The 24,062-nt window shown below is 62.1% G+C and carries 26 protein-coding genes; 11 read left to right on the top strand and 15 right to left on the bottom strand.

Features of this window, described 5'->3' with window-relative positions; translation table 11 throughout:
* The first annotated feature begins 11 nt into the window (after positions 1–11).
* Positions 12–2,177 (top strand): NAD-dependent DNA ligase LigA, encoded by a 2,166-nt coding sequence (gene ligA, locus LH464_RS01190; protein ID WP_226784518.1) that lies wholly within the window; start codon positions 12–14, stop codon positions 2,175–2,177.
* 3 nt (positions 2,178–2,180) lie between these two features.
* Here ligA and LH464_RS01185 read toward each other — a convergent pair whose 3' ends face one another.
* Positions 2,181–2,723, bottom strand: coding sequence for a GNAT family N-acetyltransferase (locus LH464_RS01185; protein WP_226784517.1), 543 nt, complete (start codon positions 2,721–2,723; stop codon positions 2,181–2,183).
* A 272-nt stretch (positions 2,724–2,995) separates the two neighbouring features.
* Here LH464_RS01185 and LH464_RS01180 point away from each other — a divergent pair, with 272 nt between their 5' ends.
* Both LH464_RS01180 and LH464_RS01175 read left to right on the top strand, forming a co-directional pair.
* Entirely contained in the window at positions 2,996–3,586 is a 591-nt protein-coding gene (locus LH464_RS01180; RefSeq protein WP_226784516.1) for a 3'-5' exonuclease, read from the top strand.
* A gap of 79 nt (positions 3,587–3,665) precedes the next feature.
* The gene (locus tag LH464_RS01175; protein ID WP_226784515.1) at positions 3,666–4,157 is read left to right on the top strand and encodes a CreA family protein; all 492 of its coding nucleotides are present in this window, start codon (positions 3,666–3,668) and stop codon (positions 4,155–4,157) included.
* Between the two features lie 4 nt (positions 4,158–4,161).
* Here LH464_RS01175 and LH464_RS01170 read toward each other — a convergent pair whose 3' ends face one another.
* The 3 genes from LH464_RS01170 to LH464_RS01160 all read right to left on the bottom strand — a co-directional run bounded on the left by LH464_RS01170 (position 4,162) and on the right by LH464_RS01160 (position 6,934).
* Entirely contained in the window at positions 4,162–5,820 is a 1,659-nt protein-coding gene (locus tag LH464_RS01170; protein WP_226784514.1) for an FAD-binding dehydrogenase, read from the bottom strand.
* A 144-nt stretch (positions 5,821–5,964) separates the two neighbouring features.
* Positions 5,965–6,303 (bottom strand): hypothetical protein, encoded by a 339-nt coding sequence (locus tag LH464_RS01165; protein WP_226784513.1) that lies wholly within the window; start codon positions 6,301–6,303, stop codon positions 5,965–5,967.
* 163 nt (positions 6,304–6,466) lie between these two features.
* Positions 6,467–6,934: a chemotaxis protein CheW gene (locus tag LH464_RS01160; protein ID WP_226784512.1), complete on the bottom strand. Its 468-nt coding sequence runs from the start codon at positions 6,932–6,934 to the stop codon at positions 6,467–6,469.
* 267 nt (positions 6,935–7,201) lie between these two features.
* Here LH464_RS01160 and LH464_RS01155 point away from each other — a divergent pair, with 267 nt between their 5' ends.
* From LH464_RS01155 to LH464_RS01145, 3 genes are all read left to right on the top strand, one after another.
* Complete coding sequence (locus LH464_RS01155; protein WP_226784511.1) at positions 7,202–7,360, top strand: hypothetical protein; 159 nt, start codon at positions 7,202–7,204, stop codon at positions 7,358–7,360.
* Between the two features lie 157 nt (positions 7,361–7,517).
* Positions 7,518–8,117 carry an SCO family protein gene (locus LH464_RS01150; RefSeq protein ID WP_226784510.1) on the top strand — a complete coding sequence of 200 codons (600 nt, stop codon included), beginning with the start codon at positions 7,518–7,520 and terminating at the stop codon, positions 8,115–8,117.
* Positions 8,118–8,196: 79 nt separating this feature from the next.
* Positions 8,197–9,081 (top strand): 50S ribosomal protein L11 methyltransferase, encoded by an 885-nt coding sequence (locus LH464_RS01145; protein WP_226784509.1) that lies wholly within the window; start codon positions 8,197–8,199, stop codon positions 9,079–9,081.
* A gap of 213 nt (positions 9,082–9,294) precedes the next feature.
* Here LH464_RS01145 and LH464_RS01140 read toward each other — a convergent pair whose 3' ends face one another.
* The gene (locus LH464_RS01140) at positions 9,295–9,468 is read right to left on the bottom strand and encodes a hypothetical protein (protein WP_226784508.1); all 174 of its coding nucleotides are present in this window, start codon (positions 9,466–9,468) and stop codon (positions 9,295–9,297) included.
* 256 nt (positions 9,469–9,724) lie between these two features.
* Here LH464_RS01140 and LH464_RS01135 point away from each other — a divergent pair, with 256 nt between their 5' ends.
* The gene (locus LH464_RS01135) at positions 9,725–11,554 is read left to right on the top strand and encodes an aminopeptidase P family protein (protein WP_226784507.1); all 1,830 of its coding nucleotides are present in this window, start codon (positions 9,725–9,727) and stop codon (positions 11,552–11,554) included.
* 10 nt (positions 11,555–11,564) lie between these two features.
* Here LH464_RS01135 and LH464_RS01130 read toward each other — a convergent pair whose 3' ends face one another.
* The 3 genes from LH464_RS01130 to pncA form a co-directional block, all read right to left on the bottom strand.
* Positions 11,565–11,879 carry an AzlD family protein gene (locus LH464_RS01130; RefSeq protein ID WP_226784506.1) on the bottom strand — a complete coding sequence of 105 codons (315 nt, stop codon included), beginning with the start codon at positions 11,877–11,879 and terminating at the stop codon, positions 11,565–11,567.
* A 2-nt stretch (positions 11,880–11,881) separates the two neighbouring features.
* Positions 11,882–12,598, bottom strand: a complete 717-nt coding sequence (locus tag LH464_RS01125) for an AzlC family ABC transporter permease (protein ID WP_226784505.1) — start codon at positions 12,596–12,598, stop codon at positions 11,882–11,884.
* A 118-nt stretch (positions 12,599–12,716) separates the two neighbouring features.
* Positions 12,717–13,343 carry a bifunctional nicotinamidase/pyrazinamidase gene (pncA, locus tag LH464_RS01120; RefSeq protein ID WP_226784504.1) on the bottom strand — a complete coding sequence of 209 codons (627 nt, stop codon included), beginning with the start codon at positions 13,341–13,343 and terminating at the stop codon, positions 12,717–12,719.
* A gap of 335 nt (positions 13,344–13,678) precedes the next feature.
* Between pncA and LH464_RS01115 the strand changes: the two genes are divergently transcribed.
* Positions 13,679–14,014: a hypothetical protein gene (locus LH464_RS01115; RefSeq protein WP_226784503.1), complete on the top strand. Its 336-nt coding sequence runs from the start codon at positions 13,679–13,681 to the stop codon at positions 14,012–14,014.
* 44 nt (positions 14,015–14,058) lie between these two features.
* Here LH464_RS01115 and LH464_RS01110 read toward each other — a convergent pair whose 3' ends face one another.
* Entirely contained in the window at positions 14,059–14,955 is an 897-nt protein-coding gene (locus tag LH464_RS01110; RefSeq protein ID WP_226784502.1) for a hypothetical protein, read from the bottom strand.
* 397 nt (positions 14,956–15,352) lie between these two features.
* On the opposite strand from LH464_RS01110, the gene LH464_RS01105 reads away from it, so the two are divergent.
* On the top strand, positions 15,353–16,696 hold the full coding sequence (locus LH464_RS01105) for a DUF2778 domain-containing protein (protein ID WP_226784501.1): 1,344 nt from the start codon (positions 15,353–15,355) through the stop codon (positions 16,694–16,696).
* Here LH464_RS01105 and LH464_RS01100 read toward each other — a convergent pair.
* On the bottom strand, positions 16,693–17,838 hold the full coding sequence (locus LH464_RS01100) for an amidohydrolase (protein WP_226784500.1): 1,146 nt from the start codon (positions 17,836–17,838) through the stop codon (positions 16,693–16,695). The two genes, LH464_RS01105 and LH464_RS01100, sit on opposite strands and share 4 nt — an antisense overlap.
* A gap of 74 nt (positions 17,839–17,912) precedes the next feature.
* Entirely contained in the window at positions 17,913–18,671 is a 759-nt protein-coding gene (locus LH464_RS01095) for an SDR family oxidoreductase (RefSeq protein ID WP_226784499.1), read from the bottom strand.
* A 173-nt stretch (positions 18,672–18,844) separates the two neighbouring features.
* Between LH464_RS01095 and LH464_RS01090 the strand changes: the two genes are divergently transcribed.
* Positions 18,845–19,195, top strand: coding sequence for a winged helix-turn-helix transcriptional regulator (locus LH464_RS01090; protein WP_390624899.1), 351 nt, complete (start codon positions 18,845–18,847; stop codon positions 19,193–19,195).
* On the opposite strand, the gene LH464_RS01085 is transcribed toward LH464_RS01090, so the two are convergent.
* On the bottom strand, positions 19,192–19,509 hold the full coding sequence (locus LH464_RS01085; protein ID WP_226784497.1) for a putative quinol monooxygenase: 318 nt from the start codon (positions 19,507–19,509) through the stop codon (positions 19,192–19,194). The two genes, LH464_RS01090 and LH464_RS01085, sit on opposite strands and share 4 nt — an antisense overlap.
* Positions 19,506–20,342, bottom strand: coding sequence for a helix-turn-helix domain-containing protein (locus LH464_RS01080; protein ID WP_226784496.1), 837 nt, complete (start codon positions 20,340–20,342; stop codon positions 19,506–19,508). Before LH464_RS01080 ends, LH464_RS01085 begins: the two co-directional genes overlap by 4 nt.
* A 108-nt stretch (positions 20,343–20,450) precedes the next feature.
* On the opposite strand from LH464_RS01080, the gene LH464_RS01075 reads away from it, so the two are divergent.
* A complete protein-coding gene (locus LH464_RS01075) occupies positions 20,451–20,804 on the top strand; it encodes a nuclear transport factor 2 family protein (RefSeq protein WP_226784495.1) in 354 nt (117 codons plus the stop codon).
* Positions 20,805–20,922: 118 nt separating this feature from the next.
* On the opposite strand, the gene LH464_RS01070 is transcribed toward LH464_RS01075, so the two are convergent.
* Positions 20,923–21,411, bottom strand: a complete 489-nt coding sequence (locus tag LH464_RS01070) for a GNAT family N-acetyltransferase (RefSeq protein ID WP_226784494.1) — start codon at positions 21,409–21,411, stop codon at positions 20,923–20,925.
* 8 nt (positions 21,412–21,419) lie between these two features.
* Positions 21,420–23,924, bottom strand: coding sequence for an ATP-dependent helicase (locus LH464_RS01065; RefSeq protein WP_226784493.1), 2,505 nt, complete (start codon positions 23,922–23,924; stop codon positions 21,420–21,422).
* Between the last annotated feature and the right edge of the window lie 138 nt (positions 23,925–24,062).

The raw sequence follows: 24,062 nt of genomic DNA, 5'->3' as shown, positions 1-24,062 counted from the left end.
AGTGAGATCGCATGGCTGCCGAGCAGACGCCCGTTGAAACCCTGACCGAACAGGCGGCCGCTGCCGAACTTGAGCGGCTGGCGCGCGAGCTCGCCCATCACGACGAGCTCTATCACGCAAAGGACGCGCCCGAGATCTCGGATGCGGCCTACGACGCGCTGAAGCGCCGCAACAGCGCCATCGAGGAGCGCTTTCCGCAGCTCATCCGATCCGACTCACCGTCGATCAAGGTCGGTGCCGCGCCGCTGCCCACTTTTGCGCCGATCACCCATTCGCGACCGATGCTGTCGCTCGACAACACGTTTTCCGATGAGGACGTGCGCGACTTCGTCAATTCCGTCTACCGCTTCCTCGGTCAGCTGCCGGACAATTCGATCGCGTTTACCGCAGAGCCGAAGATCGATGGGCTATCCATGTCGATCCGCTACGAGGACGGCATTCTTGTCAACGCGGCCACGCGCGGCGACGGGACGACCGGCGAAAACGTCACCGCCAACGTCAAGACCATCAAGGAAATCCCCAACCGGTTGCCAAAGGGCGTGCCGGCGGTCGTGGAGATCCGCGGCGAGGTCTACATGGCCAAGAGCGATTTCCTGGCGCTCAACGCCGAGATGGAGGCGCAGGGCAAGCAGCTTTACGTCAACCCGCGCAATACCGCGGCAGGCTCTCTGCGCCAGCTCGACGCCAAGGTGACGGAAAGCCGAAAGCTGCGCTTCTTCGCCTATGCCTGGGGCGAGATTTCCGAGCCCAACGACCTGCCCAAGACCCAGTACGACATGGTGCAGACTTTTCGAGACTGGGGTTTTCCGGTGAACCCTTTGATGAAAAGGCTCTGCTCGCTCGAAGACATTCTTGCCCACTACCACGACATCGGCCTTGCCCGCCCGGACCTCGACTATGACATCGACGGCGTCGTCTACAAGGTCGACCGCCTTGACCTGCAGGCTCGTCTCGGTTTCCGTTCGCGTTCGCCACGCTGGGCGACGGCCCATAAATTCCCGGCCGAGCAAGCGTTCACGACCGTCGAAAACATCGACATCCAGGTTGGCCGCACCGGCGCGCTGACGCCCGTCGCACGGTTGACCCCGATCACCGTCGGCGGCGTCGTCGTCACCAACGCGACGTTGCACAATGCCGACTATATCGAGGGCATCGGCAATTCCGGCGAACGCATCCGCGAGGAAGGCCACGACATCCGCATCGGCGACACCGTCATCGTTCAGCGGGCAGGGGACGTGATCCCGCAGGTGCTCGACGTGGTGATGGAAAAGCGGCCGGCGGAGGCCGTGCCATATGAGTTCCCGAAGAAATGCCCGGTCTGCGGCAGTCACGCGGTGCGGGAGAAAAACGAAAAGACCGGCAAGCTCGATTCGGTCACCCGCTGCACCGGAGGCTTCGTCTGCCGGGCCCAGGCAACCGAGCACCTGAAACACTTCGTTTCGCGCAACGCCTACGATATCGAGGGGCTTGGCGCCAAGCAGGTCGATTTCTTCTTCGAGAGCGACGACCCCGCCCTGCAGATCCGCACCGCTCCCGAGATTTTCACGCTGAAGAAGCGGCAGGACGCCTCGCCGCTGGCCAAGCTCGAGAACATCGAAGGTTTTGGCAGGGTCAGCGTGAGGAAGCTGTTCGACGCGATCGACGAGCGCCGCTCGATCGCGCTCAACCGTTTCATCTATGCGCTCGGTATTCGCCACGTGGGCGAGACGACGGCCAAGCTTCTGGCCCGTCAATACGGCACTTACGATGCCTTCGCCGAGGCGATGAAGGATGCTGGCGACCTTTCCGGAGACGCCTGGAAAGACCTGAACAATATCGAGGGCATAGGCGAGATCGTCGCCCGTGCCATTGTCGAGTTCTTCAAGGAGCCCCGCAATCTCAAGGTCGTCGGTGACCTTCTCGAAGAAGTGACACCGCAGGCAGCCGAACAGGTTGCCGCTTCCGGCAGCCCCGTCACCGGCAAGACTGTGGTCTTCACCGGCTCTCTGGAGCGGTTTACGCGCGACGAAGCCAAGGCACGGGCCGAAAGCCTCGGCGCCAAGGTGGCGGGTTCGGTGTCAAAGAAAACCGATTATGTCGTCGCTGGTCCCGGCGCCGGCTCCAAGCTCGACAAGGCAAGGGAGCTCGGCGTCGAGGTGATGACCGAGGACGAGTGGCTGGTCTTCATCGGAGGGTGAGCGCTACGTTCTGAGGCGGGCCATCGAGTAAGCATCGACATAACGGCCATCGCGGAAGCCGAAAGTCTTGAGATGCCCTTCAACCTCGAAGCCGAAGTTCCGATAGAGCCCCAACGCGGGTTCGTTGTCTGTATAGACCGTCAGCTCGATTCGCTTGAGGTTTAGCCATCGGTCGGCAATGGCGAGGATCTCGCCGACCAGCGCGCGACCAACCCCGCGGCACCGATAGGCATCGTGAACACCCATGCCGATGCTGCCGGCGTGCGCTCGCCGGTGGTTGGCAAAACGGGTCAGTCCGCAATCGCCAACGATGTGACCGTCCAGTTCGGCGACAAGACTGAAGGAATTGGCAGAATGACCTTCGATCCCGTTGCGGATCTCATCCGGCGTGTGGTGGGGCGTGCGCAACGTCCCGTAGCGATAGCCGGATAAATTGTGCAGAGCGGCGATTTCTTCGGCATCGGCAGGCGTACGAGCGCGGATCGACAGGCCCTCAGGCCATCGCGCATCGGGATCCAAAGGTGGTGGAATATCAAGACCTGACATGTTTGCTCTCCTTGGTCTTTCGCCGAGGCAGAGCGGACCAATCCGACCCTGCCATCATTCGGCAGGGTGGTGGACGGATGAACGGCTAACTCGCCAAACCCGCCACGCGCCCTGCAGGGCGGATGGTTACGGTAAGGTGGCTATGAGTTGAACTGCCGATCATGGAGCGAAGGTCGCAGACAAGGGGATCACCGTCAATAGGTGCGGCGTGTGGTGATCTTTGCCGAATCACGGATCGGACGTTAGAAGTCGGCGAGCATCGGGGACTGATATTGAAAACCATCGCCATCGACTTCGAGACTGCGAACGAAACCCGCGGCAGTGCCTGCTCCGTCGGGCTGGCCTGGATCGAGGATGGCGAGGTGGTGCGCGTTGAAGAGCGGATGATCCGCCCGCACGGCATGCGCTTTTCCTCCTTCAACATCGCGATCCACGGCATCCGTCCCGAGCACGTCGAGGATGCGCCGGAATTTCCGGACGTCATGGACGAGTTCGCCGACGACTTTCGCGACGCGACGATGATCGCCCATAACGCTGCCTTCGATTTCAGCGTCTGGCGCGCCTGCCTTGATCTCTATCGGCGCAGCTATCCCGAACTTTCCTATGTCTGCAGCGTGAAGATGTCCCAGAAAGTGTGGCCACAGCTCGGGTCGCACAGGCTCAATGTGCTGGCGGCGCATCTCGGGCTGCAGTTCGCCCACCACAATGCCGCTGAAGATGCCCATGTCTGCGCCCGCGCTGCGATTGCCATCGGCAATTCGCTTGGCGTTGCCCATGTGCGCGATATCCCGGCAATGATAGGCATGAAGGTCGGCCGCCTGTTCGACGGCGGCTACGCGCCATGCACCTGCCGCCTGAAATAACGATCTCCACGCCTTCTGCTTGTATCGCCGGCGCGGCACCTTATTTCAGATCACAGATCGTTTACTGGAGTGCCGCCCGATGAAGCGCCTGCCCCTTCTTGCATCCGTAGCCGTGATTGCGTCCGGTCTGTTTGCCGCCCATGCGCTGGCCGAGGTGGTCGGCAAGGTCGGTGTCGACTGGATCGGCAACGACATCATCGTCGAGGCTGTGGCCGATCCCGAGGTGAAGGGCGTCACCTGCCATGTGACCTATTTCGATCGCTCGATCATCGACCGGCTCAAGCAAGGCAACTGGTTCGAAGATCCTTCGAACAGCTCGATCTCCTGCCGCCAGACCGGTCCCGTGGAGATCGGCGACATCGACCTTTCGAGGGAAGGCGAGGAAGTGTTCCGCCAGGGCCGTTCACTAATTTGGAAGGATCTGCTCGTCAAACGCATCTACGACAAGACGAACGACACGCTGATCTACCTCGCCCATTCGCGGCAGATCATCGAAGGTTCGGCGAAGATGGCGATTTCGACCGTACCGCTCTATGGCGAGCAGGTGAACTGGACGAACGGCAAGCCTTGAGGCTTCAACCGGTTGCCGCCCCTGCGGCCCTCCCGGCGGTGCGGCCGGAGAAAAGGCAACCGCCGAGGAACGTCCCTTCCAAAGCCCGGTAACCGTGCATGCCGCCACCACCGAAGCCGGCTGCTTCCCCCACCGCATAGAGACCCGGCACCGTTGAGCCATCGGAGCCGAGAACGCGGGCGGAGAGGTCCGTCTCAAGACCACCAAGGGTCTTGCGGGTGAGGATATTGAGCCTGACCGCGATCAGCGGACCTTGGGCGGGATCGAGGATGCGATGCGGTCTTGCCGTCCGCACCAATTTGTCTCCCAGCGAGCGGCGCGCATTGTGGATGCCGATCACCTGCAAGTCCTTTGCGTAGGGATTGTCCATCTGCCGGTCCCGAGCCGCGATCTCCCGTTCGATCTGGGCGTGGTTCAGAAGGTCGTTTTCCGCGATGCGTTTCATTCCCTTGACCAGTTCCTCGAGGCTGTTTGCGACCACGAAGTCCTCACCCTTCTCCTTGAATGCCTCGACCGGGCCGGTGGCTCGCCTGCCGATGGCTCGCCGCGCGGTCAGTCGCCAGTCGCGGCCGGTGAGGTCCGGGTTCTGCTCGGAACCGGAAAGCGCGAATTCCTTGCGGATGATGCTCTGGTTGAGGATGAACCAGCTATAGTCGTAACCGGTCGAGAGAATGTGCTGCAGCGTGCCGAGCGTATCGTAGCCCGGATAGAAGGGTGCCGGCAGGCGCCTGCCGGTCGCGTCGAACCACATGGAGGAAGGGCCCGGCAGGACGCGTATGCCGTGGTTCTGCCAGACGGGGTTCCAGTTCCGCAGACCCTCCGTGTAGTGCCACATGCGGTCCCTGTTGATGACCCTGCCGCCGGCAGCCTCGGTGATGGCGAGCATCCGGCCGTCCACGTGTTTGGGCACGCCCGAGACCATGGTTTTCGGCGGGGTGCCAAGCCGGGCTGGCCAGTTCTTGCGGACGAGGTCGTGGTCGCCGCCGATGCCGCCCGATGCGACGATGACTGCCTGCGCCTGCAGCTCGAAGTCACCGACCGGTGTCCTTGAGGTTTCGGCGCCGCGAAGTGCATCGCTGGGCACAAGGATGCTGCCGGCAACGCCTGTTACTGTACCATTCGTCATCACCAGCCGGTCGACCCGGTGGCGCCAGAGGAAGCGGATCCTGCCGGATGTCTCGGCCTCTCTCGCCCGTCGCTCGAACGGCTCGACGACGCCTGGCCCGGTGCCCCAGGTGATGTGGAAGCGCGGGACGGAGTTGCCGTGGCTGGTTGCTGACCAACCGCCCCGTTCTGCCCAGCCGACGACCGGAAAGAAGCGATGTCCCATCCCGCGCAGCCAGTCGCGCTTTTCTGCGGCGGCGAAAGCGAGATAGGATTCCGCCCATGCCCTTGGCCAGTAGTCTTCCGGCCGATCGAAGCCGGCGGAGCCGAACCAGTCCTGCCGGGCCAGATCGAAGTTGTCGCGGATGCCCATGCGCCGCTGTTCCGGGGAGCCGACCAGGAACAGCCCGCCGAGCGACCAGAAGGCCTGGGCGCCAATATTCTGTTGCGGCTCCTGATCCACGATGATGACGGACCGTCCGGCGTCGGCCAGTTCCGTCGCCGCGACAAGTCCTGAAAGGCCGGCTCCGATGACGATTGCGTCCGCATTCCCGGTCATGTCTTCCCCCTAGGCGATCTCCGGCCCGCCGTTGCCCCAACCTAGGCTCAATATTGCGGATGAGGATAGCCGATCAGAAGGGCACGCTTAAAACAATAAGAACCCGCGTGGCGGGCCCTTACCGTTAAACGAAATATGGTCTGATTACTTCACGTAGACGATCTTGCCGCCATTCGCTGCGGTATCGATGGCCACAACGTTTTCAAGCTCGACGCTCTTGTCTTCAAGCGCTGTCATCAGGGCTGGGTCGGCCTGGATTTCAGCCTGAGCCTTCGTGGTCACGTCGCTGCTCGGATTTCGGAATTCTTCCGGAATCTGAGTGGTAGCATCGTTGCTGTCGGAGTCTTCCGTGATCTCAACGATGGTGATCATGTCGTCCGCGGCCATCGGCGTCGTCGACGATGTGGTCTGTGCGAATGCAATACCGCCCAGCGATGCTGTGGACAGAGCGGTGGCGAGTGCAAGTGCTACGGCTTTGTTCATTTGTTTTCTCCCTAGGTTCAGCGATGTCCCTCGCAACGATAGGAGAACTGGCAGCAGGTGACTAAGGTTCCAGAAGTGCACAAGACTTAGTTGTGCAGAAAATGGCGCTGTAACATCTGCGAGCGGCCCCGGTCTCGGGGCCGTTCGCTGGGTTTTGGTCGTGTCAGGCGGCTTCGCGCGTCAGTTCGTCGGCGATGACCGTGTCGAGGTTGAGGAAGCAGACCATGGTCTTTTCCAGCGCCACGATGCCGCGGCAGAAGGCGCGCTGCGCTTCCGGAATGATTTCCGGCGCAGGCTGCAGGTCTTCGCTCTTGATGGTCATCATGTCGGAGACCTGTTCGACGAGCAGGCCGACCAGCTTGCCGGCGATGTCGGTGACGATGATCGCCGAACGCTCGGAAGGTTCGGTCATCTTCATGCCGAGGCGGCAGGCCATGTCGATAACCGGGATCACTGCGCCGCGCAGGTTGATGAGACCCAGCACGTAAGGCGGTGTGTGCGGCATCGGGGTGACCGGCGCCCAGCCGCGGATTTCGCGGATTGCCATGATGTCGATGCAGAATTCCTGGTCTCCGAGATGGAAGGAGACGATCTCGAGATAGGCTCCCGATTGCTTGATGGCGTTGCTCATATCTTTTCCCCCACCTGCCAATGGGCCCGCAGTTTTCCGCGGATGCCGCCATTCAGGCTGCCATGATTTGTTCGGATGCGATGCGGAGGCGAGAAGATCTCGATGACGTCATGTCGGTGTGGTTCTGGTCATGCTCGTGCCGGGAGGCAACGTTGACCGGAATCCACCTTCGCGCCAACAGCATGCCGGGGAGATGTTAAACTTCGGCTAACAATCCTGCGGACGCGGCCACTTCCAGTCGGGAAGGTTTGGCGCTAGGATGAAGCTATGGAACAGGTTTTGACCCCGGCCCATCGTCTCCCGCTTTTGCTCCTCGCCTCCCTGATGGGGACGGGGCTGTTCGCCGCGGCCTTCTATGGCTGGATGCAGTACGGCTCGACCATGCTTCTGACGCTCGGCGAAGCCGGACTTTCGACCTGCCTCTGATATTCCTTTTGCCTCTGACGTCTCGATCTGACGCCCGCTCGATTTGAGACAAATCAGCGCGCCGGGCCTTCCAACGCGCTATTGATTTGCCCGCTCGGTGGCTTTGTCTTAATCGAAACCCTGTCGAGCGTGTGAACCGGCAATTAAGAGAGAAGACATGAGAACGCTGCGCATCATCCTTTGGGCCGCCGTCGTCGTGCTAGGCGGCGTGCTGGCATGGCTTACCTTCGAAGTGACGCGAAGCAAGGAGCAGATCGCGGAAGGTCCCTTCGGCGTTCCCTTCCAGCTCGTGGCGCAGAATGGCCAACCCATCACGGAAGAGGCCTTCCGACAGAAGCCGACGGCGCTGTTCTTCGGTTTCACGCATTGCCCGGAAGTCTGCCCCACGACGATCTTTGAACTGAACGGCTGGATGAAGCAGGTCGATCCGGACGGCACGAAGCTTGGCGGCTATCTGGTCAGCATCGATCCGGAGCGTGATACGCCTGAGCTTCTTGACCAGTACATCTCCAATGTCAGCGACCGCATCATCGGCATTTCCGGCCCGCCGGAGAAAGTCACGGAGATGGCGAAGGGCTTCAAGGTCTATTTCAAGAAGGTGCCGCTGGACGAGAAACAGCCGGACGGCGACTACACGATGGACCACACCGCATCTGTCTTCCTGCTTGACGCGGGCGGTCGTTTTGCCGGGACCATTTCCTACGGGGAAAACCCTGAAACTGCGATCAAGAAGCTCGAAAACCTGATCAGCGGCTGAGGCAAGCGGTTGGCGGTTGAAGGCGTGCGCCCTTTATGGCATCCGTCCTTCACCTGAAATCGTCCGAAAGAACCGTCCCTTGAGCGAGATCCGCCTCTACGTCACCGCGACTGAAAAGGATGCCGCGCGCATTCTCGATATCCTGTCCGAGGTTTTCGGAGAGGAGGATCTCGCCGTCGGTACTACCGAGGTGGACGAGAAACGCGACATCTGGGAAGCCTCGGTCTACATGATGACCGATGAGGAAGACGATATCCTTCGGCGGATGGTCGATGGTCTCTCCCACGCCTATCCCGACGCAGCCATCGAGAGGGAGGTCATCCCGGACGTCGACTGGATCGCCAAGTCGCTCGAAGGGCTGAAGCCCGTGCGGGCAGGGCGGTTCCTGGTCCACGGCTCCCATGACCGCAGCAAGGTGAAGGCTAACGACATCGCCATCGAGATCGATGCGGGCCAAGCCTTCGGTACCGGCCATCACGGAACCACGGCCGGCTGCCTTGAAATGATCGAGGCTGTCGCCCGCTCGCGGCCGATTCGTCGCGCCCTCGACCTTGGTACAGGAAGCGGAGTGCTCGCACTCGGCCTCAGAAAAATTCGCAACATTCCGATTCTCGCGACCGACATCGATCCGATCGCGGTCGCGGTTGCCAAGGAGAACGTCCGCCGCAACGGCATCGCCTCCGGAATCCGCCTGGAGACAGCGCCGGGCTTCCACTCGCCGGCATTTGCCGAAGAAGGGCCGTTCGATCTCATCATCGCCAATATTCTTGCCCGGCCGCTGATGAAGATGGCGCCGCAGCTTGCGGCCAATCTGGCGCCTGGCGGCTCGGTGGTCCTGTCGGGAATATTGGCGGAGCAGCGGTGGAAGGTGCTCGCGGCCTACAACGGTGTCCGGCTGAGGCACGTCCACACCATCTGGCGAAATGGCTGGGTGACGATTCACCTGCGCCACGGCAGTTTCTAATATTCCTTATGTTGCGGCGCAGCATTGCATTTTGTGCAATCCTGCGCCGTCTTGCCGTTATGAAATCCAAAGAAAAAGGCGACACCGTGAGGTGTCGCCTTGCGATCAGGAGATCCTGATCGACCCCGCGAGCCTGGGAGGAGAGCTCAAGCGGGTATGCCGTATTCCAAGGGCAGGAGAAGGGGGAGGGAGAACCCTCTGCCGGCCGTTTGATTAGAATACGTAAGGGGCTGCGCCCTTGCGGCGAAGCTCTTCGCGGCTGGTGCCCATGCCCTTCAGGGTCTGGTCGTCCAGGCTCATCAGTGCGCCGTTTACGTAGCGGCTGGCCTGACGCTCACGCGCTGCAACGATGCGTTCGAAGGCAGTGCGAAAGATTGAGGTGGCCATTGTGATATTCCTTTTGTCACGGGCCTTGTTCGGCGCCCGTTCGATGATTGGAATATAAGCGCTTCGTTTCGGGTTAGTCAGAGGGGCTGCATCAATGGTGTTATGCGCCACGCGCATGGCATGCTCTTCTGCTCATCAGTGCTTGTTAGCAGCTGCACAATCGAAAGGCATTTGCGCCTTGCTCTGGCGAATCCTGTTCCCGATCGGCTAGTATCACGTCACCTCCCGCTGAATTCAGATCATCCGGAAAGCACCCATGTTCCAATCCTTCGAAACCAAGTCAGCTCCGCAGTTCGGCCCCGAACGCGTGAGGACCCTTCGGTCCCGCTTCGCCGATCTCGGCATCGACGGCTTTCTCGTGCCGCGGGCCGACGAGTATCAGGGTGAGTATGTGCCCGCATCCGCCGAGCGCCTGTCATGGCTGACCGGCTTCACCGGCTCGGCGGGCATCGCGCTGATCACCCGGTCGCAGGCGGTCGTCTTCGTCGACGGGCGCTATACGACGCAGCTCAAGGAGCAGGTGGACGGCAGCGTCTTCACCGGCGGCGACCTCGTCAACGAGCCGCCGCATTTGTGGCTGTCGCATAATGGTTCGAAGGGGTTCCGCCTCGGTATCGACCCATGGCTGCACACCACCGCCGAGGTCCGGCGCCTTGAAAAGGCGCTGGCCGAGATCGGCGGGTCGCTGGTCTTCGTTCCGTCGAACCCTGTGGATGCGATCTGGAGCGACCGGCCCGCTGAGCCGATGGGTGCAGTCGCGATCCATAAGGCGGAGCATGCCGGGACACTGGCCAGCGAAAAGATCGCCGGTATCTCCGCGCAGGTGAAGGAAAGAGGTGCGGCCGCCGTGCTGATCACCGATCCATCCTCCGTTGCCTGGATCTTCAATATTCGCGGCAACGACGTGCCGCATACGCCACACCCGCTGGCGCGCGCCATCGTTCCTGCCGAAGGCAAGCCGGAGCTTTTTCTCGACGCGCGCAAGACGAATATCGAAACACGTGCCTATCTGGCGCAAATCAGCGAGCAGCGGCCTCCGGAAGAGTTTTCCGCACGGTTGGCGGTATTTGCCAAGCGTGGCCCGATCCTGCTCGATCCCGACCTTGCACCGCTTGCCCTCGGCGTCGCCATTCACGATGCCGGCGGCAAGGTCATCGAGGCTTCCGATCCGGCAAAACTGCCGCGCGCATGTAAGAACCGCACGGAACTGGATGGCGCGGCGAAGGCGCATCTGCAGGATGGTGCTGCCGTCGTCGAATTCCTCTACTGGCTTGACCAGCAGCCGACGGGTAGCGTCAGGGAGATCCAGACGGTCCATGCGCTGGAGGGGGCCCGCGTCAGGGTGGGAGAGCGGATGCAGAACCCGCTCAAGGATATCTCCTTCGACACCATTTCGGGTGCCGGCGAACATGCGGCGATCATGCACTACCGCGTGACGACGGAAACCGACCGGCTGCTCAACGAGGGCGAGCTGTTCCTGATCGATTCCGGCGCCCAGTACATCAACGGCACGACGGATATCACCCGCACGGTGGCGATCGGCGAGGTGCCGGAAGACCGCAAGCGCTTCTTCACGCTGGTACTCAAGGGCATGATCGCCATCAGCACGGCGCGCTTTCCGAAGGGCACGCGCGGTTGCGATCTCGATCCGCTGGCGCGCATCGCGCTCTGGAAGGCGGGCGGTGACTTCGCCCATGGCACCGGCCATGGCGTGGGTTCGTTTCTTTCGGTCCATGAAGGTCCGCAGCGCATATCGCGGCTTTCGACCCAGGAACTGCTGCCCGGCATGATGCTCTCCAACGAGCCGGGCTATTACCGTCCCGGCCATTACGGCATCCGCATCGAAAACCTGATCCATGTGAAGGACGCCGAGGAGGTCGCGGGCGGCGACATGCCGATGCTTGCCTTCGAAACGCTGACATGGTGCCCGATCGATCGCCGCCTTATCCTGCCGGAACTCATGACGGCCGAGGAACGCGAATGGCTCGACGCCTATCACGCCAAGACGCGCGAGAAGCTGACGCCGTTGATCGAGGATGCGGCGGTGCGCGACTGGCTGGTGCGGGCGACGGAGCCGCTCGCCTAGTCGATACGGCTTAGAGGCCGAACAGGTGGCGGCAGACCATGACTGCCGCCCAGCCTGCGCCGAGCATGATCAGGCCGGGGTGGCGCATAGCCACTGCAAGCGCCACCAGCAGCGCGATCTTCACGTCCCAACCGCCGTTGAAGAATGCCGGCGCCACGAGCGTCGTGAGAACTGCGGCCGGCACCGCATTCAGCGCCGCCTCCATGCGCTGGGGGATCGCCTTCATCCGCGTGATCAGCACGTAGCCGCCAATGCGTGTCAGATAGGTGGCGACAGCGGCGGCCAGAATCAGCAGGACGGTCCCTGTATCGAGCGTTTCCCCCATGGTCAGCCCTCGCTTTCCTGCGGCAGTTCGCGCGTGCTCGAAGTGTCGAGCGGGAGAACCGTCGCCACGAGGATTCCGGCGGCGGCGCCAAGGCTCACATGCCAGGGCGAACCGACGAAGTGATAGGCGGCCACGGAGCCGATGGCACTGGCGATTACCACGGGAAAGAAGCCCCAGCGGCTGCGGAATGCCAGCACCATGCCGAGGAAGTAGACCGGCAGCAGGATGTCGATGCCGATGGAGGCGGGGTTGCCGATCATCTTCCCAAACCAGGCGCCGATCATCGTCGAGATGCTCCAGCAGACATAGATCACCGCGCCGAAGCCGAAATACCAGGAGAAGCTGACGCCCTGTCCGCTTTCGCCACGCCGAATGCTGTCGGCGAACTGCGGATCGACAAGCAGGAAGAAGGCGAGAGCCTTCTGGAGCGGAGTGTAGTGCCGGATGTATTTGGCGATTGCCGCCGAATAGAGAATATGGCGGAAATTGACCGCGAAGACCGAGAGTACGACAAGCCACGGCTCGACGTTTTGGCCGAACAACTCTATCCCGACGAGCTGGCTGGCGCCCGCATAGACGGTGGCGCTCATCAGCAGCGTTTCGAGGAAGCTCAGGCCATTGTCGATGGCGACGGCGCCGAAGAGAACGCCGAATGGGGCCGAGGACAACGCGATGATGGCACCGCCTCTCAGGCCTTCTTTGAAATCGCTACGGTTCATGGGGGATCCTTCCTCGTCACAGCCTTTAGGCATGCGCAGGGATCAGCGCAATTCAATTGCGCTGATGTATCGATCGATTCCACTGAAGCTTCTGCTGGAAGGACGGAGCGGGCGCTGCCTAGTCCTTGAAGATCTGCTCGCTCCTGACGACGCCGACGCCCTTGGCGCGCATCTCGTCGATCGCGGCCCTCACGCCCTCGGGTTCAATGCCGCGGCTGGCATCCTCGATGAAGCAGATCTGGACACCCGGCAGCATGTCCACGGCGTCGAGTGCGGAGAACTTGACGCAATAATCGGTCGCCAGGCCGCAGACATCGAGTTCCTTGATGCCCTGGGCCCGCAGATAGCCTGCCAGTGCCGTTACTGCTGCCTTGTCGTTGTCGCGAAAGGCGGAGTAGCTGTCGATCGCCGGGTTCTCGCCCTTCTGCTGGATGTAGTCGATCTCTCCCGTGTTGAGGTCGGCGTGGAATTCCGCGTCCGGGGTGCCCTGAACGCAGTGATCCGGCCACAGCATTTGCGGTTGGCCGCAAAGCTTTCCCATCTCGAACGGCCTGCGGCCGGGATGCTGGGAGGCAAAACTGCCGTGGTTGGCGGGGTGCCAGTCCTGGGAGGCGACGATTACGTCGTAACCGCCTTCCTCGATCAGGCGGTTCACCACGGCCACGACCTCGTCGCCGTCGGGCACCGGCAGATTGCCACCAGGGCAGAAGCCGTTCTGGATATCTACCAGCAACAGGGCTTTCATGATTGGCTTCTCCTTCCAGGGACCGTGGGTGGATTAAAGACCCTGCCGGAGAAGCGTTGCAAGGTTATGCGACGAGAAAAGTGCCGTATCGCAAGATCATCAATAGGCTGCTGGTGACCCAAAGGGCCTCCGGGCTTCAATCGATCAACAGGAGGGCGGGCAAGCTTGCATCTGCAATGCGTGCCAGCCCAGCTTACTGAAGCCGATCCGGATGCTACCGGATCATGACGCAGATAGTCCCAAAAATGGCACGGCGGACGGCTTCCGATTTGCGCGACACTCCGCTAGGGATACCCACGAAGCTTCGCCAAGTAAACTCTCAACGGATTGAAATCATGAATAAGTTTAAGTTCGCTGTCGTAGCGTCGGCAGTCTTCCTGTGCGCAACAATTCCCGCAAAGGCAGAAGACCTCGTGTTCACGCTGAAGAATGCAACGAACTCGGTCCTGACGCACTTCTACTCCTCGCCGGTCGGTGTTCAGGAATGGGAAGACGACGTTTTCGGACAGGACGTGCTGAACCCCGGCGAAAGCATCGAAATCACCATCGCCGACGGTCGCGCTGTCTGCACGTACGATATGAAGTTCGAGTTCGAGGAAGGATCGGACCTGGACACGACCACCGACACTGAAAACCTTTGCGAGATGGGTTCGTATACCATCCATGAATGATCGGTGGACGGGGCGTCTGAACGCCCCGTCTTACTGTCGCATCGTTACGCGAGCGGTGATGCAATGCTGCCGATGCGGCAAGTCTCATTGAAGGCCTGGGAAACGGCCGCAAGCTTTTCCGCCTGCCAAAGGCGGTAGGCGCGGACGAGCGCCGGTGAAACCCAGCATTCGCCCCGGTTGCTCCTGTTCGCCCAGCCGATCAGGTCAGCGCTCTTGGCTGATCTGAAAAGCCGGGCGGTGTGCGTTTTCGAGATGCGATATCGCGCGGACAATGCACCTGGTGACACGTTGCCTACCCAGATAGGTGATTTCGCATCATCCGGCAAAGACGGCACTGTGCTGACCAGATCGTGCAGAACGCTGCTTCCGGAGTCCGAGCGAACGAACTTGACGATACTCTGAGGCGGCCTGTGCCAGCCTTCGCACGCCAGAAGCAGTCGTGCGAACCGAGGCTGGGCGAGAGACAACAGGTCCGGAAACTGACAGGACAGCGCGTAACGCCCGCCGTCGTCGACCCTGTCGAGAGCTCGCAGGTGAATATCGAAGTATCGCCGAATAAGCTGTTCGCTCATGGCCGTGGCCTGAACCGTCCGTCGCCTCTTGTCGTCGCACGGCAGGGGCTCGACGAAAGAGTAACGCCGCATCTCCTGAAGGAAGCCGTGAATCGTATTGCGGCTTGCGATACGTGCTGTCTTCACCGCCTCCACGAGGTTGTTGGGTGAAATCGGAGGGCGAGCGGGGTCAAGACGATGCTCGAAATGTATGGCCACGGTCACCTGGCTGAGCATCCAGCGCGGTAGGTCCGCAACGTAGTGGACCTCGCGTGGAAGATCGAGATGGGTTTGCAGAAGGTCTTGCGCTGCAGATGCCAAACAGTCGGGAAACTGTTCCGTGGCAGCAAGGGTCTTCGCCGAATAGGAAGGCGGGGGAAAAGCAGGCATTCAAAAAAGGTTTTTCGTATGAAGTGAGTGCCCGCAGGAAGGGCCCTGAAATGATGGGATGTGAGAACTATGCGGCGGCACCATAATGTGTCGGTGCCCCGAGACAAGTGCACTCCTTGTCCGTGGCATAGGTCACCTCTTCACACCGTCATGTGGTGCGGGGAAACCACCTTTTTGCATTAGGCCACTTCCTCGCCGCATTTCCGCTAAACTTCCGGCAGCATTGCCATCTAGATGGCCGCCTATCATTTCGGGGCAGGCGTAAAGATATTGGTTACCATATTTCGTCATTCTCTAATCCAGTCGCCGAGCGGCATGAGGCCTGAGGGTTGCTGTTCAACGAATGTGAACATGGTCGCACGTGCGGCTTTGGCAGAATGACTGGGTAACGAGTATCATGGCGCTAGAGATCGACACGTTCGATAATGTCTTTCCATCTCCAAAAAAGCCCCAGCGCCGCAAGCGGAACTCCCGTTTCGCCTTCGCGGGCAAAATGATCCTCGGCGCCGCCGCGCTCGGCGGTATCTGGGTCTTTGCGGCAACCACAACCGTCAGCAGTCTGGCGCCGTCCTTCAAGACGGAGCGGCCGTCATTCAATCTCGCGCTGTCGCTGGGACCGGTCGCTGAGGCCGAGCCTGCAGAACCGGCCGAAGCCGAAGACCCGACCCTCAGGATCAACAAGTTCTCCCGTCTGTACCAGCAGCCGACCGCTCCCAAGGCAGGCCGTCTGGAGGGCGCAAGTCTTGCTGCCGTGGTGTCGCAGCGTCCGGATCGGCAGGTGCTGACCACCACGCTCGGTGCCGCTTTCGCCTCCGCTGCCGAGAACGAGAAGTTTGCGGCACTTGCCGAGGCGCGTCCCGAGGCTTCAGTCGTCAGGCAGATGCTGGACGCGGCGATGAACCAGACGGTGGCGCTTGCGCCACGTGTGAATAGGGCTGACATCCAGGTCACGACGGCATCTATCCCCACAGTCCAGCCGATGGACGAGGCGCTCTCCGACGAAAGTGCTGTCGAAACCGCCGCCATCGAGGCGGAAGAGGCCGGCCGTACTGCGGAGGTTGCCGCCCTGATGGACGACACGCTTCCGGCGGAAGGACCTCTGCCCGTTTCCCGCCCGGAGACCGCCGCCAAGGCGCTCGAGGCGATGGCTGTGGCAAGACTTGCGAAGCCGGCAAAGCCCGGCCGGCCGGCTCCGGCCGAGGAAGCCGAAGAGCCTGCGCCCACCGTGTTGGCCTACGCGCGGCCCGACAACCCGGTCAAGCCGTCCGCCAAATCCGTTCCGTGGCCGGATCTGGGCACCAAGAAGGTTGCAATCTACGACATCAGCAACGGCGTCGTGCACATGCCGAACGGAACGAAGCTCGAAGCCCATTCGGGCATCGGCAAGATGCGCGACAACCCGAAATATACCCATGTGAAGATGAAGGGGCCGACGCCCCCCGGTACCTACAGGCTGTCGATGCGCGAAAAGCCCTTTCATGGTGTCGCTGCGATCCGTCTGACATCCGTCGATGGCAAGCACCCTCAGGGCCGCACCGGTCTCCTGGCGCATACCTACCTGCTGCGCTCTGCACCGGGGGATTCCCACGGCTGCGTCGCATTCAAGCACTATGACAAGTTTCTGGCGGCCTACCGTCGCGGCGAGATTACCCACATGGTCATCGTGCCGGAATATGACGGCCGCCGTCCCGGCAGGGGCAACAACCTGCTGGTCAATCTGTTTAAGGGTAACAACGGCTAGCCCAGAAGATCGCGCGCCGTCCGCATGAAGATGCGGGCGCCGATCGGGATCAGATCGTCCGGGAAGTCGTAGTTCGGATTGTGGACGGCCGGATGGCTTTCGCCAGCGCCGAGGAAGAACATCGCCGATTTCGACACCGCGCCGAAACGGCCGAAATCCTCCGAGGCCCGGAAGGTGTCCCCCGCTTCGTGCGATACGTTTTCCGCCTCCAGCGCCGCCCGCAGGATCTTCGCGGCGTCGGGATTGTTGTCGCAATGGCCGAAGATGTCGTGATAGGTCATCTCGACGTCGAGCCCGTCATTCTCTGCCGCCTGTCGCACAAGTTTTTCCGCATCATCCGTCAGCGCCTGCATCTGCCCGTCCGTCATGGTCCGCAGCGTCACCCAGATCTCCCCATGCCCCGGCGCGATGCCGAAGGCCTCTTCGCCGAGTACCGCATGGGTGACGGTGGCCAGCACGAAATCCCCGCCGTCGAGGCTGCCGCCGCTCAGGGCCGTCAGCGCCGGCATCAGGCTCGATATCGCCCGCATCGGCGAAGTGCCGGTTTCGGGCGCTGAGGCATGCGCAGTCTTGCCGGTGAGAACGATCTTCAGGCCGCGCGAGGCGCAGTTGGCGATACCGTCCTTCAGCCACACATGGCCAAAGGGAAGGCCCGGCATGTTGTGCAGCGAGAACGCGTAGTCCGGCGTGATTCCGGCAAACTTCGGATCGGCAATCACCGCGGCGGCTCCGGCACCGGTTTCCTCCGCCGGCTGGAACAGAAGCACGACGCGACCACGCTTCGGCCGCTCCCTGGAGAGGCCCCGCGCCAGTGCGGCCATCGTCGCCATGTGGCCGTCATGACCGCACATGTGCCCCTTGCCGGCAAGGCGGGAGCGGTGCGGCAGGTCTGAAATCTCCTCGATCGGCAGCGCGTCGAGCTCGCAGCGGAAAAGCACGGTCGGCCCGTCGTCCTTCCCCTCGAAGACTGCCGCCACGCCGGTTCCGCCGAGACCGGCGATCACCGTGTCCGGTCCCATGGTGCCAAGGAAGGCCGTGACTTCGGCTGCCGTCTCCACCTCCGCGCCGGACACTTCCGGCATGGCGTGCAGCTTCTGCCGCCACGCCGTGAGTTCGATGATATCCCGGTTGGTCAGGAACATGCGGGCCGGCCTCCTCGTGTCGTTGAGCTAAGACCTAGCCCGCGAGGGGCGGAGACGCAACGCTCCCTGTGGGATCAGTGGTTGAGCGAGACGAGCATGTCGAACATGTCGCGCACCTTGCCGTTCTCCGCCGCATGGCGCAGCGGCCTGCAGCGCTCGACGATGACTTCCTCGACTTCCGGCTGGTTCGTGAGGATGGCCATGACTTCCGTGATGAAATCCTCGAGCGGCATGGCGTTCTGATCGTTCGCCTGGCGCTCGCCCATCAGTCCGGTGCGGACATAGGGCGGGGCGATCTCGATCACCTGGACGGGCGTGTCATTCAGCTGATGGCGGATGCCCATCGAATAGGAGTGGATGGCGGCCTTGGTGGCGGAGTAGGTCGGCGTTGTCGCCAGCGGCACGAAGGCAAGACCGGATGAGACGGTCACGAGCGCTGCATCCTTCTGGCCGACGAGATGGGGCAGGAGCGCCGCCGTCAGCCGGATCAGGCCGAGCAGATTTGTGGCGATCGTCTCCTCCGCCGTCGCCAGATAGTCCGGTGCCTGGCTCAGATCCTCACGTTTCATGATGCCGGCACTGTGAAGCACCACGTTGAGGCCGGGATGCTCACGCAGCACCTGTTCCGCGAAGGCCTTGATGCCCGCTGCGTCGCCCATGTCCACGGGCAGCGCGGCCATGCCGGGATTGGCGGCCGTCACCTCGTCCAGCGTGTCCTGCCGGCGGCCGGAGATGATGACCTTGTTTCCCAGCTGGTGGAAAGCCTCGGCCAGCGCCCGGCCAATGCCCGAATTGCCGCCGGTGATGAGAATGGTGTTGCCGGTCGTCTTCATGGTTCTTGTCCTCTCGGGGGTTGCGTGAGGGCAAGATATTGCCGATGCTCTCCTTTCGGAAGAAGGCACCTGATAGTTCTATACATACCCAAAGGAGAGTGACTGTGAGCCAGTCGATCGCGGGCGAAAAAAGTCACGAGGAAAGCCACGAGATCCCGGAGGAAATCGATCCGATGATCGAGGAGCTGGTGCGCGGCATTATCGGCCAGGTGGCAGACAAATGGACTATGCTCATCCTCGAAACGCTGGAGGAGCACGGCACGCTCCGCTTTACCGAGGTTGGCCGGCATGTGGGCGGCATCAGCCAGAAGATGCTGACGAAGACGCTGCGCGACATGGAGCGCGACGGTCTCGTCTCCCGCACCGTCCACCCGGTCATCCCGCCGCATGTCGATTACGCGCTGACAGAACTTGGCCGTAGCCTGGGTGCCGCATTCTGCGGCGTCTGGATCTGGGCGGAGAAGCACCACGCCACGATCGAGAAGGCGCGCGCCGACTTTTCGGCGCGCCAGACGCGGTGCTAGGCGGAAGCGACCTGCTGGTCGTCGCGCAGCTTCTGCCACATGGAAATCTTCCGCTCGCCTGCCAGCAGGTCCGGCAAAGCTGCGTGCCACGCCTCGCGATAGGGTCGGGCGAGCTGCACGGTGAGCACGTCCTCATGGCTCTTCCAGGTCTCGTGCAGCAGGAAGCGGTTGTCGTTTGCAGGATCAGCGTGTAGCGCCGCGTCGACAAACATCGCTTCGTGACGCATGGCGTCCAGTACGCCGCCCAGCAATTGCAGGAAGCGTTCCCGCTCGGCCGGCTTTACGTCGAACTCGATCAGATAGGTGACGCTCATCGGTCGCTCCTCCGGTTTTCTTGTGGTTGCATCAGTGCCATCCGCGTCTCGGCGTCGGCGGGATAGAAACACTCCAGTGCCAGTTCCGAGAGGGTGACGCTGGTGGCGGTGCTGAATACGGTTGTCGTCGAGATGAACCGCAGCACCCGGTCGCTTCCCGGCATCTTCAGTTCAAGCGGCACGGCGAGCAGCGAATGCGGGGGATGCGCCGTTGACGTAGCCGGTGCCGGATAGGCGGCAAGCTCGCCAAGGAGTTCGGACAGGAAGGGATCGTCCGAAGCTTCCACCTGCACCCTCAGCCGTTCCAGAACATGGTGGCGCCATTCCGCCAGATTGACGATCCGCGGTGCGAGGCCCTGCGGATGAAGGCTCAGCCGCAGCACGTTGAGCGGCGGCGCAAGCATGGCAGGGTCTATCCCTTCGAACAGCGCCGCCGCCGCCCCATTCGCCTGCATCAGAGTCCAGCGGCTGTCGACGGCGATGGCCGGGAAGGGCATGTGACCGTCGAGGATCGCCGACACCGTCGCGCGGATCTCGCCCATTTCCGGCGCGTCGAACGCGGTCTCCGCATGGGCTGGCGCGTAACCGGCCGAAAGCATCAGCCGGTTCTGGGCGCGAAGCGGCATGGCAAGCCGCTCAGCCAGTCTCGCCAGTAGGTCGCGGCTTGGCGAGGAGCGTCCGCTTTCCACGAAGCTCAGGTGCCGTGCCGAAATCTCCGCGTCGAGCGCCAGGTCGAGCTGGCTCATGCGGCGTCTCGCCCGCCATTCGCGCAGAACGTGGCCGACGGCGGTCCTGGTGGTTGGTGTGCTGGTTGCGGTGTTCCTCTGGGTCATGGACAGACCCTAGCAGAGGAAAAGCGGAATGCGATTACCTGCGAGGTAATTGTTCTGCCTTCGCGGCTCGGCCAGCCTTGGTGCGTGATCAACGAAAGGAATACGACCATGACCGACAATCTCGCTATCGCGAACGCTTATCTCGCTCTCTGGAACGAAGCCGATGACGCTGCCCGCGTCCGCACCCTTGCTGAGAGCTGGACGGCCAATGCCCGCTACGCCGATCCGCTGATGCAAGGTGAGGGGCCTGACGGCATTTCCGCCATGATCGCCGCCGCCCGCAGCCATTTCCCTGGCCACCGCTTCGAACTTTCCGGCACGCCCGACGGCCACGGCCGGTTCACCCGTTTCTCCTGGAACCTCGTCTCCCCGGACAAGAAGACCGTCGCGCGCGGGATGGACGTGGCACGGCTGGATGAGGCCGGAAGGGTGACGGAGGTGGTGGGGTTTCTCGAGGTGTAGGCGTGGACAGAGGTCTCCTAGGCCTCACTCTGAACTTGCCCCGCCAGCCAGTTTGGTGTCCGCCCACCCAAGCGGAGCGGATGCCTCGCTGGCTGTGAAAGCCCTTGGCGTACCACCTTCAGTCGCCAAGCTGCTTTTCGAAGAAAATGGTGCCGGCAACAGGTGTTTCGTAGTAGGCGTCGATCGGTACGAAGTCGCGGCTGAGATAGAGGCGGATCGCGCTTTCCATGCTGGGAAGTGTGTCGAGCACCATGGTCCGGTAGCCGTTCTGCCTTGCCCGGTCGACCGCTGCATCCACCAGCGCGCTGCCGATGCCCATGCCCCGGCCGCTTTCAGCCACGTAGAGCCGCTTCATCTCGCAGCGGCCTGACGCGTCCAGCGCCCGGAAAGCGATGCAACCATGAATTTGGCCGTCGTGACCGCGAGCGAGCAGCAACTCACCGGCCGGAGGAGCATACTTTCCAGGAAGGCTGGACAGTTCTGCCTCGAAACCCTGGTATCCGAGATCGATGGGAAGCGAGGCAGCGTAGGCGCGAAACAACGTGGCGATCGCGTCAATGTCCTCGGGCCGGCGGGCAGGGGCGATCACACAGGATGGATTGGACACGCTCAACCTCACACCTTCTCCACGAACCCGTCCAACACGCGTTTCTGGCCGGCCTTGTCGAAATCGATCGTCAGCTTGTTGCCCTCGACGCTTGCCACATTGCCGTTGCCGAACTTGATGTGGAAGACGCGGTCGCCGGCGGAGAATTTGGACGGCGTGGCCGCCACTGACTTTGCCACCAGTTCGCCGTCGATCGTGCGGCCGCGTGGGCCGCTCTCGCCATAACCAATGCGCTCGACGGCATGGCCGGAGCGCGTACCCCAGTTGTCGCGCGTGGCGCTGGTCTGGTTCTGTTGCGCGCGCTTCCAGCCCGGGGTCGAATAATTGTTGGCGAAGGGCTCGGCCTTGTCGAAGCGCGACTGGCCGTATCCGCCACGCCCGCCATAGCCGCCATAGCTGGTGTCGGACGAAGCAACGTCCACATGGCTCGCCGGCAGTTCGTCGAGGAAGCGCGACGGCAGGGTCGACTGCCACAGGCCGTGGATGCGGCGGTTGGAAACGAACCAGATGTGGCAGCGATGCTTGGCACGGGTGATACCGACATAGGCGAGGCGGCGTTCCTCTTCCAGCCCCGAGCGGCCGCCTTCGTCCAGCGACCGCTGGTGCGGAAACAGGCCTTCTTCCCAGCCGGGCAAGAACACGGTGTCGAATTCCAGCCCCTTGGCGGAATGCAGCGTCATGATCGAGACGGCGTCGAGGTTCTCGTTCTGCTCGGTATCCATGACCAGCGAGACGTGCTCGAGGAAGCTGCGCATGCTCTCGAACGCTTCCATGGAGCGGATCAGCTCCTTCAGGTTTTCGAGCCGGCCCGGGGCTTCCGCCGACTTGTCGTTCTTCCACATGTCGGTATAGCCCGACTCTTCGAGGATCTGCTCGGCAAGCTCGATATGCGGTACCGTTTCAAGCTTTTCCTGCCAGTTCCTGAACGATTGGATGACGTCGAAAAGCGCCTTGCGTGCCTTTGGCTTCAGCTCGTCCGTCTCTATGATGTCGCTTGCCGCGGACAACATAGGAATGTCGCGGGCACGCGCATAATCGTGCAGGTTGCGCACCGTCGTGTCGCCGAGGCCGCGCTTCGGTGTGTTGACGATGCGCTCGAAGGCGAGGTCGTCGGCCGGCTGGCAAACAAGCCGGAAATAGGCCATCGCATCGCGGATCTCGAGCCGCTCGTAGAAGCGCGGGCCGCCGATGACGCGGTAGTTGAGGCCGAGTGTCACGAACCGGTCTTCGAACTCGCGCATCTGGAAGGAGGCGCGCACGAGGATGGACATGTTGTTCAGCGCATGCTTCTTGCCGTCGGCATCGCCGCGCTGCAGCCGCTCGATCTCCTCGCCGACGGCGCGGGCTTCCTCTTCACTGTCCCAGGCGGCGTGCACCTGCACCTTCTCGTCGTCCGGATCGACCCGGTCGGTGAACAGTGTCTTGCCAAGCCGGCCTTCGTTATGGGCGATCAGGTGGCCGGCGGCGCCGAGAATATGCTCGGTGGAGCGATAGTTGCGCTCCAGCTTGATCACCTTGGCGCCAAGGAAATCCTTCTCGAAGCGCAGGATGTTGTCCACTTCCGCGCCGCGCCAGCCGTAGATCGACTGATCGTCGTCGCCGACGCAGCAGACGTTCTGTGCCACGCCCTTCGGCCGCTGCGCCAAAAGCCTCAGCCACATGTACTGGGCGGTATTGGTGTCCTGATACTCGTCGACAAGGATATAGCGGAACCGTTCGTTATAGTCCTTCAGGATGTCCGGATTGGCGCGGAAGAGCGCGATCGGATGCAGAAGGAGATCGCCGAAATCGCAGGCGTTGAGCGTTCTCAACCGTGCCTGATAGGCAGCATAGAGTTCGCGGCCCTTGCCGTTTGCGAAGGCGCGGGCATCGCCCTCGGGAATGTCCTTCGGCGTCAGCCCCTTGTTCTTCCAGCCGTCGATCATGCCGGCGAACTGTTTTGCCGGCCAGCGCTTGTCGTCCAGACCTTCGGCCTGGATCAGCTGCTTGATCAGCCGCACCACGTCGTCGGTGTCGAGAATGGTGAAGTCGGAGCGCAGCCCGGCAAGTTCCGCATGCCGCCTGAGGATTTTCACGCCGATCGAGTGGAAGGTGCCAAGCCAGGGCATGCCCTCGACCGCGCCGCCGACCAGAACGCCGATACGCTCCTTCATCTCGCGGGCCGCCTTGTTGGTGAAGGTCACCGCGAGGATCTGGCTCGGGAAGGCACGGTTGGTCTCAAGAATGTGAGCTATGCGCGTGGTCAGAACGCGTGTCTTGCCGGTGCCGGCGCCGGCAAGCACCAGCACAGGCCCGTCCAGCGTCTCGACGGCCTCACGCTGCTCGGGATTGAGGCCGGAGAGATAGTCGGGCGCAGGCCGGTTCTGGTCTCGGGCTGCCATGGCGCGCGCGGCAATGCCAAGCCCCCCGGCTGCAGGGGATGCGGCGGGTGCTGGCGCAGGCGCGGACGGCTTGGTGCGGCGCGGTTCCGGCTCCTCGTCGAAGAACGGAATGTCGTCGTAAACGTTACTCATGCGGCCAATGTAGTGATTCGGACCCGAAAGGCCAGAAGAGATGTTCTGCTTTCATTCCCTTAATCGCGGCAGCAGGATGCAATCGTGGCCGTGTTCGGATGAATAGGCGAGCAGATGCCCCCGCCACCGACTGAAATT

Origin of the sequence: Pseudorhizobium xiangyangii, assembly GCF_020531965.1 — a bacterium.
GTDB classification, from domain to species: Bacteria; Pseudomonadota; Alphaproteobacteria; order Rhizobiales; family Rhizobiaceae; genus Neorhizobium; species Neorhizobium xiangyangii.
Note: the sequence above shows the minus strand (reverse complement) of the source record. Positions and strands in the feature narration are given on the sequence as shown.

What these genes read in the sequence shown, in the direction of transcription:
- ligA (WP_226784518.1), top strand. Translation starts at nt 12, where the DNA reads ATGGCTGCCGAGCAGACGCCCGTTGAAACCCTGACCGAACAGGCGGCC.
- LH464_RS01185 (WP_226784517.1), bottom strand. Translation starts at nt 2,723, where the DNA reads ATGTCAGGTCTTGATATTCCACCACCTTTGGATCCCGATGCGCGATGG.
- LH464_RS01175 (WP_226784515.1), top strand. Translation starts at nt 3,666, where the DNA reads ATGAAGCGCCTGCCCCTTCTTGCATCCGTAGCCGTGATTGCGTCCGGT.
- LH464_RS01170 (WP_226784514.1), bottom strand. Translation starts at nt 5,820, where the DNA reads ATGACCGGGAATGCGGACGCAATCGTCATCGGAGCCGGCCTTTCAGGA.
- LH464_RS01165 (WP_226784513.1), bottom strand. Translation starts at nt 6,303, where the DNA reads ATGAACAAAGCCGTAGCACTTGCACTCGCCACCGCTCTGTCCACAGCA.
- LH464_RS01160 (WP_226784512.1), bottom strand. Translation starts at nt 6,934, where the DNA reads ATGAGCAACGCCATCAAGCAATCGGGAGCCTATCTCGAGATCGTCTCC.
- LH464_RS01155 (WP_226784511.1), top strand. Translation starts at nt 7,202, where the DNA reads ATGGAACAGGTTTTGACCCCGGCCCATCGTCTCCCGCTTTTGCTCCTC.
- LH464_RS01150 (WP_226784510.1), top strand. Translation starts at nt 7,518, where the DNA reads ATGAGAACGCTGCGCATCATCCTTTGGGCCGCCGTCGTCGTGCTAGGC.
- LH464_RS01140 (WP_226784508.1), bottom strand. Translation starts at nt 9,468, where the DNA reads ATGGCCACCTCAATCTTTCGCACTGCCTTCGAACGCATCGTTGCAGCG.
- LH464_RS01135 (WP_226784507.1), top strand. Translation starts at nt 9,725, where the DNA reads ATGTTCCAATCCTTCGAAACCAAGTCAGCTCCGCAGTTCGGCCCCGAA.
- LH464_RS01130 (WP_226784506.1), bottom strand. Translation starts at nt 11,879, where the DNA reads ATGGGGGAAACGCTCGATACAGGGACCGTCCTGCTGATTCTGGCCGCC.
- LH464_RS01125 (WP_226784505.1), bottom strand. Translation starts at nt 12,598, where the DNA reads ATGAACCGTAGCGATTTCAAAGAAGGCCTGAGAGGCGGTGCCATCATC.
- pncA (WP_226784504.1), bottom strand. Translation starts at nt 13,343, where the DNA reads ATGAAAGCCCTGTTGCTGGTAGATATCCAGAACGGCTTCTGCCCTGGT.
- LH464_RS01115 (WP_226784503.1), top strand. Translation starts at nt 13,679, where the DNA reads ATGAATAAGTTTAAGTTCGCTGTCGTAGCGTCGGCAGTCTTCCTGTGC.
- LH464_RS01110 (WP_226784502.1), bottom strand. Translation starts at nt 14,955, where the DNA reads ATGCCTGCTTTTCCCCCGCCTTCCTATTCGGCGAAGACCCTTGCTGCC.
- LH464_RS01105 (WP_226784501.1), top strand. Translation starts at nt 15,353, where the DNA reads ATGGCGCTAGAGATCGACACGTTCGATAATGTCTTTCCATCTCCAAAA.
- LH464_RS01100 (WP_226784500.1), bottom strand. Translation starts at nt 17,838, where the DNA reads ATGTTCCTGACCAACCGGGATATCATCGAACTCACGGCGTGGCGGCAG.
- LH464_RS01095 (WP_226784499.1), bottom strand. Translation starts at nt 18,671, where the DNA reads ATGAAGACGACCGGCAACACCATTCTCATCACCGGCGGCAATTCGGGC.
- LH464_RS01090 (WP_390624899.1), top strand. Translation starts at nt 18,845, where the DNA reads ATGATCGAGGAGCTGGTGCGCGGCATTATCGGCCAGGTGGCAGACAAA.
- LH464_RS01085 (WP_226784497.1), bottom strand. Translation starts at nt 19,509, where the DNA reads ATGAGCGTCACCTATCTGATCGAGTTCGACGTAAAGCCGGCCGAGCGG.
- LH464_RS01080 (WP_226784496.1), bottom strand. Translation starts at nt 20,342, where the DNA reads ATGACCCAGAGGAACACCGCAACCAGCACACCAACCACCAGGACCGCC.
- LH464_RS01075 (WP_226784495.1), top strand. Translation starts at nt 20,451, where the DNA reads ATGACCGACAATCTCGCTATCGCGAACGCTTATCTCGCTCTCTGGAAC.
- LH464_RS01065 (WP_226784493.1), bottom strand. Translation starts at nt 23,924, where the DNA reads ATGAGTAACGTTTACGACGACATTCCGTTCTTCGACGAGGAGCCGGAA.